This window comes from Chitinilyticum litopenaei DSM 21440 (genome assembly GCF_000428145.1).
Classification (GTDB): Bacteria; Pseudomonadota; Gammaproteobacteria; order Burkholderiales; family Chitinibacteraceae; genus Chitinilyticum; species Chitinilyticum litopenaei.
This window is the reverse complement of sequence record NZ_ATZJ01000013.1, coordinates 41,415-53,738: the sequence shown is the minus strand read 5'-3', so window position 1 is coordinate 53,738 and position 12,324 is coordinate 41,415. Positions and strand designations below refer to the sequence as shown.

At 64.7% G+C, this 12,324-nt stretch carries 10 protein-coding genes; 9 read left to right on the top strand and 1 reads right to left on the bottom strand.

Annotation, left to right across the window (positions count from 1 at the left end; genetic code table 11):
- Window positions 1-154 precede the first annotated feature (154 nt).
- The 5 genes from pcnB (at window position 155) to panC (ending at window position 4,456) form a co-directional block, all read left to right on the top strand.
- A complete protein-coding gene (gene pcnB, locus C515_RS0106975; protein WP_028454943.1) occupies window positions 155-1,477 on the top strand; it encodes a polynucleotide adenylyltransferase PcnB in 1,323 nt (440 codons plus the stop codon).
- A 99-nt stretch (window positions 1,478-1,576) separates the two neighbouring features.
- Window positions 1,577-2,074: a 2-amino-4-hydroxy-6-hydroxymethyldihydropteridine diphosphokinase gene (folK, locus tag C515_RS0106970; protein WP_043648506.1), complete on the top strand. Its 498-nt coding sequence runs from the start codon at window positions 1,577-1,579 to the stop codon at window positions 2,072-2,074.
- A 115-nt stretch (window positions 2,075-2,189) separates the two neighbouring features.
- A complete protein-coding gene (panB, locus tag C515_RS0106965) occupies window positions 2,190-2,978 on the top strand; it encodes a 3-methyl-2-oxobutanoate hydroxymethyltransferase (protein ID WP_028454941.1) in 789 nt (262 codons plus the stop codon).
- Between the two features lie 14 nt (window positions 2,979-2,992).
- On the top strand, window positions 2,993-3,604 hold the full coding sequence (locus C515_RS0106960; RefSeq protein WP_028454940.1) for a transglutaminase-like domain-containing protein: 612 nt from the start codon (window positions 2,993-2,995) through the stop codon (window positions 3,602-3,604).
- A gap of 12 nt (window positions 3,605-3,616) precedes the next feature.
- Window positions 3,617-4,456, top strand: coding sequence for a pantoate--beta-alanine ligase (gene panC, locus C515_RS0106955; RefSeq protein WP_028454939.1), 840 nt, complete (start codon window positions 3,617-3,619; stop codon window positions 4,454-4,456).
- 64 nt (window positions 4,457-4,520) lie between these two features.
- On the opposite strand, the gene C515_RS0106950 is transcribed toward panC, so the two are convergent.
- Window positions 4,521-5,135 (bottom strand): LysE family translocator, encoded by a 615-nt coding sequence (locus C515_RS0106950; protein WP_028454938.1) that lies wholly within the window; start codon window positions 5,133-5,135, stop codon window positions 4,521-4,523.
- 245 nt (window positions 5,136-5,380) lie between these two features.
- On the opposite strand from C515_RS0106950, the gene C515_RS22385 reads away from it, so the two are divergent.
- The 4 genes from C515_RS22385 (at window position 5,381) to C515_RS0106930 (ending at window position 12,294) form a co-directional block, all read left to right on the top strand.
- Window positions 5,381-8,443, top strand: a complete 3,063-nt coding sequence (locus C515_RS22385; protein ID WP_144290383.1) for an EAL domain-containing protein — start codon at window positions 5,381-5,383, stop codon at window positions 8,441-8,443.
- 510 nt (window positions 8,444-8,953) lie between these two features.
- Window positions 8,954-10,150, top strand: coding sequence for an ABC transporter substrate-binding protein (locus tag C515_RS0106940; RefSeq protein ID WP_081686805.1), 1,197 nt, complete (start codon window positions 8,954-8,956; stop codon window positions 10,148-10,150).
- Window positions 10,128-10,838, top strand: coding sequence for a response regulator (locus C515_RS0106935; protein WP_028454936.1), 711 nt, complete (start codon window positions 10,128-10,130; stop codon window positions 10,836-10,838). Before C515_RS0106940 ends, C515_RS0106935 begins: the two co-directional genes overlap by 23 nt.
- Window positions 10,825-12,294, top strand: a complete 1,470-nt coding sequence (locus C515_RS0106930; protein WP_245574999.1) for an ATP-binding protein — start codon at window positions 10,825-10,827, stop codon at window positions 12,292-12,294. Before C515_RS0106935 ends, C515_RS0106930 begins: the two co-directional genes overlap by 14 nt.
- Window positions 12,295-12,324 lie beyond the last annotated feature (30 nt).

The following is a 12,324-nucleotide window of genomic DNA, read 5'->3' as shown; positions in this document are numbered from 1 at the left end:
GGAGGGGCAATCCAGCATGGGCGAGAGCGCGGAGCGCGGCAAGCAACAGCACACCCGTCGGCAGGGCGGAACAGTCGCACGCGAGAATCCGCGTGCTGTCGTGCACACACGGTATAATGTCGGGTTTTATCGCTTGTTCTTCTTCGAGTCGCCCATGATCCGCAAACTGATCGGCAAGGTGTTGCGCCGTCCCGGCAAGCAGGTGCTGCATGCCAAGCATTACGGCATCCGCCGCGAGCAATTGCATTCCGCCGCCCTGAAAGTCTGTGACCGGCTGCAGGATGCCGGCTTTGACGCCTACATCGTCGGCGGCGCCGTGCGTGATCTGCTGCTGGGCAAGTCGCCCAAGGATTTTGACGTGGCGACCAATGCCACGCCCGAGCAGGTGCGCCATGTCTTTCACCGCTCGCGCATCATCGGCAAGCGTTTCCGCATCGTCCACGTGCCCTTTTTCGAACGCGGCGGCGAGGAAATCATCGAGGTCACCACCTTTCGCGGCGCCAGCGACGCGCCGACCGACGATGCCGGCCGCATCCTGCGCGACAATGTCTACGGCAGCATCGAAGAAGACGCCTCGCGCCGTGATTTCACGGTCAATGCGCTGTATTACGATCCGAACAAGGAAATCATCATCGACTTCCACCACGGCGTGGCCGATCTGGAAGCGAAGAAACTGGCCATGATCGGCGACCCGGTCAAGCGCTATCACGAAGACCCGGTGCGCATGCTGCGCGCCGTGCGCCTGGCGACCAAGCTCGATCTGAAGATTGCGCCTGCCACGCAAACGCCGATTGCCCAGCATGCCCGCCTGCTGGAAAACATCCCGTCGGCGCGGCTGTTCGACGAAATGATGAAGCTGCTGCTGTCCGGCCGCGCCTGGGATTGCCTCACGGCCCTGCGTGCCAACGGCCTGCACAAGCCGCTGTTCCCGCTCTTGGACAAGCTGGTGTCGCAGAACGAAACGGCCGCCTTCCTGAAGAAGGCGCTCGACAATACCGACGCGCGCATCCGCGATGACAAGCCGGTTTCCGCCGGCTTCATGTTCGCGACGCTGCTGTGGCACGAGGTCGAAGCGCTGTGGCAGAAGAAAAAAGCCGCCGGCGAGCACAATGTGCCGGCGCTGGTCGACGCCATGAACGACGTCGAGGCCAAGGTGACGCGCCGGCTGGCCATCCCCAACCGCTACGGTGCGGCGATGAAGGAAATCTGGCTCTTGCAGCCACGCTTCGAGCAGCGCGTCGGCCAGCGGCCGTTCCGCCTGATGGAGCAGCAGCGCTTCCGCGCCGCCTATGATTTTCTCGAGCTGCGCGCCGAATGCGGCCTGGCCGACCAAGAACTGGCCGACTGGTGGAAAAAATTCCAGTTCGCCGACGACGCCACGCGCTCCAGCCTGATCGCCAGCGCGCCGCGCGACGAGCAGAGCGCACCCGCCGGCAAGCGCCGCAAACCGCGCCGCCGCAAGCCGGCCGGCGAATAAAACGCTCAACGCACAGACGCAGAGGCGCAGAGAAAGCAGCTGATAGGCGGGCCTTGCCCTTGTTCTCCTCTGCATTTTGCGCCGCTGCGTTGGGTTTTTATGCTGACATCTCCTCAATTATCCATTGCCTACATCGCGCTGGGCGCCAATCTGGGCGATCCGCAGGCCCAGTTGCGCGCTGCGCTGGCGGCCATTGCCGCGCACCCGCAGATCGAACTGCAGGCGGCATCCAGCCTTTATGCCAGCGCGCCCGTCGGGTATGCCGACCAGCCCGATTTCGTGAATGCCGTGGCGCGGGTGGCGACCAGCCTGAGCGCGCCCGGCCTGCTGGCGGCGCTGCTGCAGATCGAGCAGCAGCTCGGCCGCGTGCGCACCTTCCGCAATGCGCCGCGCACGCTGGATCTGGACGTGCTGCTGTATGACGACAGCGTGCTGGTTTCCGAAACGCTGACGCTGCCGCACCCGCGCATGCACGAGCGCGCCTTTGTGCTGCTGCCGCTGCTGGAAATCGCCCCCGGCCTGCAGATTCCGGGTCTGGGTGCCGCTGCGGCCTTTTTACCTGCGGTTGCTGACCAGAACTTGACGCGGCTGGACTGAGGCTGGGTACACTGCATGCCTTGCGCAGCGCAGCATCCGGCGCTGCACCATTGACGAACTCCGGTATCGCCGGCCACAAGCCGGCCGCCACCTCCGCAAAAATGGACCATCACCCATGAAAACCACGCTCACCTCGCTGGCCAAGATGAAGCAGGACGGCCAGAAAATCGCCATGCTCACCTGTTACGACGCCAGCTTTGCCGCGCTGCTTGATGGCTGCGGTGTCGATATCCTGCTGGTTGGCGACTCGCTGGGCAATGTGATCCAGGGGCACGGCTCTACCTTGCCGGTCACGCAGCGCGACATGGTCTATCACACTGCCTGCGTGGCGCGCGGCAACAGCAAGGCGCTGGTGCTGACCGACATGAGTTTTGGCACTTCGCAGGTCAGCCCGCAGGCGACCTTTGCCAATGCGGCCGAGCTGATGGCCGCCGGGGCCGAGATGGTCAAAATCGAGGGTGGGGGTATCATGCTGGAGACTGTGGATTTCTTGGCTTCCAGGGGTATACCTGTCTGTGCGCATATCGGCCTGCAACCGCAGTCGGTGCATGCCTATGGCGGCTACAAGGTGCAGGGCAAGGACGACGGCGGTGCCGAGCTGATCGCTGACGCGAAGGCGCTGGAAGCCGCTGGCGCCGGCATGATCCTGATGGAAATGGTGCCGGCCAGCGTGGGCCGCGCGGTCACCGAAGCGGTGGGTGTGCCGACCATCGGCATTGGCGCCGGCGTGCATACCGATGGTCAGGTACTGGTGCTGCACGACATGCTGGGCGTGTATCCGGGCAAGAAAGCGCGCTTTGTGAAGAACTTCATGATGGGCGCCGCCAGCATCCAGGGCGCGGTGGAAAACTATGTCCAGGCGGTGAAGTCCATGGCCTTCCCGGCCGAAGAGCACAGCTTTTGATGGAAGCGCTTTCGATGGCTTGCCCCGATCCGGCCGAATGCCTGGCCGCGAGCGAGGTCATCGACTGTGACCATTGGAGGATTGCCGGGCTGGCGCAGGAATTGCGAGCTGACGATGCCGGCGCGACAGCCCGCCGCTGTTTCGAATGGGTGCGCGATTCCATCGAGCATTGCCTCGACTTCCAGCGCGACGAGGTGCCGGTCAGCGCCTCGGAAACGCTGCGGGCGGGCACCGGTTTCTGCTATGCCAAGAGCCATCTGCTCGTCGCGCTGTGGCGCGCCAACGGCCTGCCGGCGGCGCTGGGCTATCAGCGCCTGACGCTCGATGGCCCGAGGCCGCCGTACTGTGTGCACGGCTTTGCCGCCGTGTGGCTGGACGGATTTGGCTGGTATCGCTGCGATGCACGCGGCAACAGCAAGCCGGGCATTCACTGCGAATTCACCCCCGGCCACGAGCATCTGGCCTATCCGGTCGAGCACCCCGGCGAATGCACGTATCCCGGCCTGTGGGTCGAGCCGCCCGCCGAACTGCTCGCCGCGCTGCGCGCGCTGCCGGCGGCCAGTACCTTTCGCCAGTACCCGATTGATCTGGTCCCGCAGGGACTGACCCTGTCTACCGAACTCTGAGTGATCTCCACCATGCAAATCATCCATACCATCGCCGAGCTGCGCGCCTGGCGCCAACAGCAATCCCGCGTGGCCTTTGTGCCGACCATGGGCAATCTGCACGCCGGCCATATGGCGCTGGTAGACGAGGCGAAAAAACATGCGGACGCGGTGGTTGTCAGCATTTTTGTCAACCGCCTGCAGTTCGGCCAGGGCGAGGATTTCGACCGCTATCCGCGCACGCTGCAGCAGGACGCCGCGCTGGTGGCGACGCACTGTGATAACGCAGTGATCTTCGCGCCGGACGAAAAGGAGCTGTATCCGCACGTGATCCAGCAATACAAGGTCGAGCCGCCGGCAATCCAGGACGAGCTGTGCGGCGCCTTTCGTCCCGGGCATTTCCGCGGCGTGGCCACCGTTGTCACCAAGCTCTTCAACATCGTGCAGCCGGATGTCGCCTGCTTCGGCAAGAAGGATTTCCAGCAGCTCTTCGTCATCCAGAGCATGGTCGAGGATCTCAACATGCCGGTGCGTATCGTGCCGGTGGATACCGGCCGCGCCGCCGACGGGCTGGCGCTGTCGAGTCGCAACGGTTATCTGAGTGAGGCCGAGCGCGCCGAGGCGCCGCGCATCCATTACCACCTGGCGCGCATGAAAGCGGCCATCGCAGGCGGCGAGCGCGACTATGCGCAGCTGGCCGACGCAGCGATTGCCGACCTGAAGGCGCGCGGCTGGGGCGAGGTCGATTACATCGAGGTGCGCAACAGCAGGACGCTGAAACCCGCCACGCACACCGATCACGAGCTGGTGATCCTTGTCGCCGCGCGGCTGGGCAAGACGCGGCTGATCGACAATCTGGATTTTGTTGTTTGATGGGTATTGGCCTGTGGCCTTTTTGATTGAAGGGCTGCAGGTCAATACGTGGTGGTGTTTACCCTTATTTCCTGGCGAGCGCCAGCATGCCGCCCACCGCCCAGAACGCCACGCCACAGCCGCGGTTGAAAAAGCGCACCCGCGCCGGCTTGCTGAGCCAGCGCGCCAGGCCGACGCCGCCAATGGCGTAGGCCAGCTGCCAGCTCGATTCGACGATGAAGAAAGTCAGCAGCACCACCGTCCATTGTGGCCCCTGCGGCAGCTGCGGGTTGATGAATTGCGGCAGGAAGGCGCCGGCGAACAGGATGGCCTTGGGGTTGGACAGCGCCACCGCCAGCCCGGTGCGATAGCGCGCCAGCGCCGTTTCGCCCAGCGCCGCCGGCAGCTTCAGCTCGACGCCGGCCTTCCAGCATTGCCAGCCCAGGTAAACCAGATAGGCGGCGCCGATCAGCTTGAGCGCGACAAACAGCTCGGCCGAGGTCGCCAGAATCGTTGCCAGCCCCAGCGCGGACAGACCGATCAGCAGGGCCAGGCCGGACAGCGCGCCGGCCATCGTCGCCAGCGTCGCGCGCCAGCCATAGCGCGCGCCATGGCTGAGCATCAGCAGCATGTTCGGGCCGGGTGTGGCGGAAATGAACAGTGTGGTGGCCAGATAGGCCAGGAAGAGTTCCAGGGTCATCGGCGTATTCCGGAAAACGGTCGTCCAGTATGCGCCAGAATTCGCCACGCTGTCAGGTAGCATTCATTGCCGTCTCAGGCCGCAGTTGCCAGCCCGACTCGGCGCCGCTTTCTGCGGCTTATTGCGGCGTCCTGCCAGTTTCCGCTTGCATTGCCCGCTGCAATTTCTGAACATGGAGAGTCCATAAAGCGGCGTGTGGATCAACAGAACCCGACCCCGCGCACAATAAATCCAGGGAATGCATCTTGACGCGAACACCTTCCATGCAGAACAGCGAAGAACATGCGCGCTCGTTTTCGCGCATGCGCCGCCTGCTGGCCGGGCTGTCCATCGCCGTGCTGCTGGCCGCGCTGTCGGTCGTGACCTGGTCGAGCCTGCGCGATTATCGCGATACGCTGGCCTCCACCGAAGCCCAGCTCGATATCCTCAGCCTGACCGTGCAGGAACATGTGGCGCGCACGCTGGAGTTCAGCCTGCATGGCCTGCAGGCCATGCGCAGCGACGACGTGTTTCGCCTGTGCCGTGAAAACGCCGATCAGGCCTGTCTGCATGCCTACCTCAATTCCCGGCTCAATACGCTGCCGGCGCTGAATTCGCTGGCGGTTGTCGACATCGAGGGCAATCTGCTCGCCAGCAGCGGGCAGTATCCGATTCCGGCCTATAACCTCAGCCAGTATCCGTATTTCCGTGCCGCACGCGCACGCCCCGAACGCCCCTTCGTACTGGGCGAGTTCATGCCCGACCCGGCCAATATGCGCGACGGCATCCAGCTGGGCGTGCCGCTGCTGAATCGCCAGGGCGAGTTTGTCGGCGTGCTGGTGGCCGGCGTCAATGCCCAGCCGCTGCAGGATTATCTGGCCAGCCTGGTGGCCGACCGTCCCGTGATTGCCCGCCTGTTCCGCGAGGATGGCGTGACGCTGTTGCGCTACCCGCCGCTGGATGCCGACATCGGGCGCAGCATTGCCCATATGGGTTTTTTCTCCGGCCCTTTCCGCGAACGCAATTCCGGCATCGATTACGAAACCAGCCGCATCGACGAGGTGAATCGTCTGCTGGCCTGGCGCCGCATCGATGGCTGGCCGGTCGGCGTGCTGCTGACGCAGAACACCGACGCAGCTCTGCAGTCCTGGTATCAGGAAATCGCGGTGAATGCCGGCGTCGCCGTGCTGTTGTGCGCCGGCTCGCTGGCGCTGCTGCTTTATCTGCTGACGCAGCTGCGGCGCATGGAGCGCACCGAGGCCGATCTCTACCTGACCAAGGTCGCCGTCGAGCGTGGCGCCGACATGGCGATCTGGCTCGACCCGCAGGGGCATATCCGCTATGTGAATGCCACGGCCTGCAGCCGGCTCGGCTACAGCGAGCAGGAACTGCTCAACATGCGTTTCAAGGACATCAATCCGGATTTCCACCCCGATGCCTGGCCGCGCTTCTGGCAGGGCTTGCGCGGCAAGAAGCACCTGTTCGACGAGCTGGAGCTGTGCACGCGCGCTGGCGAGGTATTTCCGGTGGAGGCCTATTCGAATTACGTGCAGTTCAAGGGCGAGGAATACAACTGCGCAGTGGTGCGCGACATTTCCGAGCGCCGGCTGGCCGAGCAGGCGGTGGTCAAGAGCGAGCAGCAACTGCGTCTGGCGCTCGAGGCCTCGAACACCGGCCTCTTCGACATGCCGCTGGAAGGCCGCCGCAATGCGGTGACCAGCCCCGAGTACGACCGCCTGCTGGGTTACGAACCCGGCGAGCTGGGCGAGACCTTCGACAAGTGGAAAGATCAGGTCCACCCGCAGGATCGCGAGCAGACGATTTCCGCGCTGCGCGATTATTTCGTCGGCAATTCCACCCAGTTTGCCGTCGAGTATCGCCGCCGCCTGAAAAATGGCGAGTTCCGCTGGTTTCTCTCGCGCGGGCGTTTTGTCGAGTTCGATTATCGCGGCAAGCCGACGCGGCTGATCGGCACGATGACCGACATCACCGAGCGCAAGGAAGCGCAGGATCGCATTGTCGAGCTGGCCAATTTCGACGCGGTGACGGGCCTTGCCAACCGCAACCTGCTGCGCGACGAGTTGCGCCTGGCGCTGGCTGCGGCCGAGCGCTTTGGCCGCCAGCTGGCCGTACTCTTTCTGGATCTGGACCGCTTCAAGACCATCAACGATTCGCTGGGCCATACCGCCGGCGACATGGTGCTCTCGCAGGTGGCGCAGCGCCTGCGCTCGGTGGTGGGCAAGACCGACATCCTGGCGCGCCAGGGCGGCGACGAATTCGTGGTCGTCCTCAACGACATCAGCGGCCCGCTGGCGGCCGGCACCATCGCCGACCGCATCCTGGCATCGTTTGCCGAACCCTTCGAGCTGGAGGCCGGCGGCTTTGCCTCGTCGACCTCCATCGGCATCAGCATTTTCCCCGACGACGGTGCTGACCCGGACGAGCTGATCCGCAATGCCGATGTCGCGATGTACCAGGCCAAGGCCAACGGGCGCGGCAACTACCAGTTTTTCACCGCCGACATGAATGCACGCGCCTCCGAGCGCCTGGTGCTGGAGAGCAGCATGCGCAGGGGGCTTGAGCATGGCGAATTCGAGCTGTACTTCCAGCCCCAGGTCAGCCTGACTGACGGCGCGATTGTCGGCGCCGAAGCGCTGATCCGCTGGAATCACCCCGAGCAGGGCATGATCCCGCCGGGCAAGTTCATTCCGGTCGCCGAGGAAAGCCGGCTGATCGTGCCGCTGGGCAGCTGGGTGCTGCGCCGCGCCTGCGAGCTGGCGGCCGCCTGGCGCGAGCAGGGCATGCCGGCGCTCACCGTGGCGGTGAATCTGTCGCCGGTGCAGTTCGGCCAGCCCAATCTCGTCCAGCAGGTCAAGGATTGCCTGGAGAGCACCGGCCTGCCGGCGCAGCAGCTGGAACTGGAAGTGACCGAGTCGGTGGTGATGCAGGACGTCGAGCAGGTAGCCGCGACACTGGATGCCTTCAATGCGCTGGGCGTGAAGCTGTCCATCGATGATTTTGGCACCGGCTACTCCAGTCTTTCCTATCTCAAGCGCTTTGCCTTCGACAAGCTCAAGGTGGATCAGAGCTTCGTGCGCGACCTGTCCGACGACCCCAACGATACCGCCATCGTGCTGGCCATCATCGGCCTGGGGAAAACGCTGGGCATGGCCGTGCTGGCCGAAGGGGTGGAAACCCGCGCGCAGCTGGCCTTCCTGCGCCAGGCCAATACCGATTCGATTCAGGGCTATCTGTTCAGCCGGCCCTTGCCCGAGCGCGATTTTGTCGCGCTGGTCCGGCAGCAGGCCCGCCTGCCGCTCGAAGACTGAGCCGGCCGCGGCGGCAAAAAAAACGGCCGGAAGGCTCCGGCCGCAACACATCGAATCGAGGGTAGAGATACGCATGCGGTCGGGCCGGCAGGTCATGCCGGATGTGCATCCGTGTATCACCCGATTGCCCGACTACATGCTGGCAGCCTACTGCCTTCGCGAACGAGCGGCAAGCTGCGGCGTTCTGCTGCGGTTTCTGTGCATCTCCTTGATTTTCATGGTGAAAATTGCGTGACGCCAGCTTTCGCAAGGTTTTGTTACGTGGTGCACGTGCCGGCGGTCTTGCCCGGCCGGCCCGGGGATGGTCTGTCAGGCGATTTGCAAGATAAGCAGATGTTTTTTTACGTTGTCTAGGAATTGCTTACGCTATAGTCTTGCGCTTACCGTGGGGAGGTCTGGGTGCACAACAGGGCAGCATGCAGCAAGCGATGGCGATGGGGGCGGCGCGGAGGCGCGCTCTGCGTATCAGCCTGCCTGCTGACTACAGCCGCACTGGCCCAGACGCTGGACGTGCTGCACTGGTGGACTTCCGGCAGCGAGCGGCGCGCTGCCGATTACCTCGCCCAGCAGCTGGCCGCCGAAGGCCTGGAGTGGCAGGATGCCGCGATACCCGGCGGGGCGGGCACCGGCGCGGTCAAGGTGCTGAAAAGCCGCACGCTGGCCGGCAAGCCGCCGGCGGTGGCGCAGCTGATCGGCCCGGCCATCAATGAATGGGGACGCCTCGGGCTCTTGCTGGAACTCGACACCGTAGCGCGCGGCGAAGCCTGGCGCGAACAGCTGTTTCCGACAGCCTGGCGGCTGGTGCAGTATCGCCGGCATACGCTGGGCGTGCCGCTGGGCATCCACCGCATCAATACCCTTTTTTACAACCGGCGGCTGTTTGAAGAACTCGCGCTGCCAGTGCCGCGCAACTGGGGCGAATTCGAGCAGGTGGCCCGTCAGCTGCAGGCGCGCGGCATCGTCCCGCTGGCCCAGAGCAGCGAGCCCTGGCAGGTGGCCACCCTCTTTGAAACCCTGGTGCTGGGTGAGGGCGGCCCGGAGTATTACCGTGAAGCCTTTGTGCAGCGCAGCCCACGGGCCTATACAGATGAGCGTATGGCCAGGGCCTTGCTGCGCTTGCGCCAGCTCAAACGCTGGATGAACCCGCAGGAGCGGCCGTGGCCCGAGCTGGCCCAGCAAGTGGCGCGGCGCGAAGCCGGCATGCTGGTCATGGGCGACTGGGCCAAGGCCGAGCTCAACAGCCTGGGCCTGGTCACCGGCGAGGGCTTCAGCTGCGTGCCGGTGCCGGGAACGCACGATTACCACCTGTACAGCATCGATACACTGGTGATGTTTCGCGGTGACGGCAGCCGGCAGTCCGCTCAGGAGAAACTGGCCCGCCTGCTGGTGCAGCCGGCCGTACAGCTGGGCTATAACCGCCTGAAAGGCTCGGTGCCGGTGCGGCGCGATCTGGATCCGGCCGCGCTGGATGTCTGCGCGCGCGCATCCTGGCAGGCCTTTGCCCGCGGCCCCGGCATGCAGGCGCCCAGCCTCGTGCACCGCATGGCCAGCGAGGAGGCCTTCAAGGACGCGGTGGTGGCGCAGATCCACCGCTATTTTATCGATGACCAAGTCAACGCTGCCGAAGTGCAGCGACGGCTCGCCGCGCTGGCGCGCGCGCTGGGCACTGAAGGAGGAGGCAAGCATGCGCAAAATCCTGATCGTTGATGACGACCAGAAAACCCGGGCCCTGCTGAAAACCTATCTGGAGAAAAACCAGTACGAGGTGCGGCTCGCCCACGACGGTGAAAGCTTCACCGCCGAATTCGAACGCTATCGCGACGAACTCTCGCTGGTGATTCTCGATGTGATGCTGCCCGACACCGACGGCTTTGCGCTGTGCCAGATGGTCAGAAAGCGCAGCAGCGTCCCCATCATCATGCTCACCGCCAGTTCGGACGAGACCGACCGCATCGTCGGGCTGGAAATGGGCGCCGACGATTACATCGCCAAGCCCTACAACCCGCGCGAACTGCTGGCGCGCATCAAGGCCATCCACCGCCGCACCGGCGGCGACAGCGCCGCGCCGCCGCGCTATTTCCGTTTTCTCGGCTTTCAGCTCGACGTGGTCGAGCGCACCCTGACCGACCCGGCCGGTGAATCGGTGAAGCTGACCGGGCTGGATTTCCAGCTGCTGAAATTCTTCCTTGAGCATCCGGGCGAAATTCTTGACCGCAACCAGCTGGCCGAAGAAACGCGCGGGCGCGATGCCGGCCCGCTCGACCGCTCGCTCGACGTGCAGGTCAGCCGCCTGCGCCAGCGCCTGAATGACGATGGCAAGCAGCCCGCGCTGATCAAGACCGTGCGCGGCGCCGGTTACGTGTTCTCGGCCGAGGTCAGCGTTGCCCACGCCTGACCGCTTGCCGCGGGGGCTGGGCTGGCTGGGCCGCTTCTGGCCCGATTCACTCTATGGCCGGCTGGTGCTGGTGATGCTGGCCGGCGTACTGGGCACGCAGCTGCTGGTCAGCGCCCTGTGGGCCAAGCAGGTACGGCTGACGGCGGAAACCGAAAACCGTGCCGCCGCCCAGCATATCGGCTTCAGCGCGGCGAGTGCGCTGCGTTTTTTTCGCAGCCTGCCCGCCAACTATCGCTCGCTGATGCTCGAGCAGCTGCACGAGATGGGCGGCACGCGCTTTTTCATCAATGTGAATCGCGAGCCGGTGTTTCTGCCGTTTCGCATCGAGCAGCCGCTGGCGACGCTGGTGACCAGCGAAGTCGCCGCCAGTCTGCGGCGCGAGCTGCCGCCCAACACGCAATTCCAAATTGCCTTCGCGCCGCTGGAAAGCCTGCCCGTATCGGATGATCGCGTTACCGTGCAGGACCTGCCCGACAGCTGGGTGCAGCATACGCTGGTCGTGCGCCCCCGCCCGGCGCCGGTACTGGTCATCCAGGCCGAAATCGAGCCGGGCAACTGGCTGTATCTGGCCACGCTGATGCCCGATCCGTATTTCCTCGACAACAACAATGCCCTGACGCTGGATCGCATCGTGCTGCAGGGGCTGACGCTGGCCTCGGTGCTGCTGCTGTCGCTGCTGGTGGTGCGCTGGCTGACCCGGCCGCTGGCGGCGCTGGCCGATGCGGCCGAGGCCTTCGGCAAGGGTGATGCACCGGTGCTGCCGGCGACCGGCAGCCGCGAATACGTGCGCACCGCGCGCGCCTTTGGCGCGATGCAGGAGCGCATCCAGCGCTATCTGGACGACCGCGAGAAGCTGTTTGCCGCCATTTCGCACGATCTGCGCACGCCAATCACGCGGCTCAAGCTGCGCGCCGAAATGCTCGATGACGACGAAGTGCGCCGTGAGTTTCACGAAGACCTCGACGAGCTGGACGTGATGGTCAAGGGCGCGCTGCAAACGGTGAAGGACAGCGACATCCACGAGAACCGCACGCGCGTCAGCCTCGACGCACTGCTGGGGCGGCTGGTGCGCGATGCCCAGCTGGCCGGCCTGGCCGCCAGCTACACGCCCTGCCTGCTGACCGTGCAGGCCAAACCGCTGGCCTTGAAGCGCGCGCTGTCCAATCTGCTCGACAACGGCCTGAAGTATGGCGGGCAGGTGGAAATCCGTGTCGATGAAGGCGTGGGCAAGGTGGTGATCAGCCTGCGCGATCATGGCCCCGGTGTTCCCGAAGAGCAGATCGAGCGGCTGTTTCAGCCCTATGTGCGCCTGGACCACGGCCGGCAGAGCAATCAGGGCGGCATGGGCCTGGGGCTGGGTATCGCGCGCAGCATCATCCAGGCGCACGGCGGCACGCTGGAGCTGAGCAATCACCCGCAGGGCGGCTTGCTGGTGCAGATCATGTTGCCATCCTGATGAGGTATTGCTTGCTGGCCTAATTAGAAT

Bases quoted from the DNA above. Each gene is read 5' to 3' on its own strand.
- C515_RS0106960 (WP_028454940.1), top strand. From the start codon at position 2,993: ATGGCTTGCCCCGATCCGGCCGAATGCCTGGCCGCGAGCGAGGTCATC.
- panB (WP_028454941.1), top strand. From the start codon at position 2,190: ATGAAAACCACGCTCACCTCGCTGGCCAAGATGAAGCAGGACGGCCAG.
- folK (WP_043648506.1), top strand. From the start codon at position 1,577: ATGCTGACATCTCCTCAATTATCCATTGCCTACATCGCGCTGGGCGCC.
- panC (WP_028454939.1), top strand. From the start codon at position 3,617: ATGCAAATCATCCATACCATCGCCGAGCTGCGCGCCTGGCGCCAACAG.
- C515_RS0106950 (WP_028454938.1), bottom strand. From the start codon at position 5,135: ATGACCCTGGAACTCTTCCTGGCCTATCTGGCCACCACACTGTTCATT.
- C515_RS0106935 (WP_028454936.1), top strand. From the start codon at position 10,128: ATGCGCAAAATCCTGATCGTTGATGACGACCAGAAAACCCGGGCCCTG.
- pcnB (WP_028454943.1), top strand. From the start codon at position 155: ATGATCCGCAAACTGATCGGCAAGGTGTTGCGCCGTCCCGGCAAGCAG.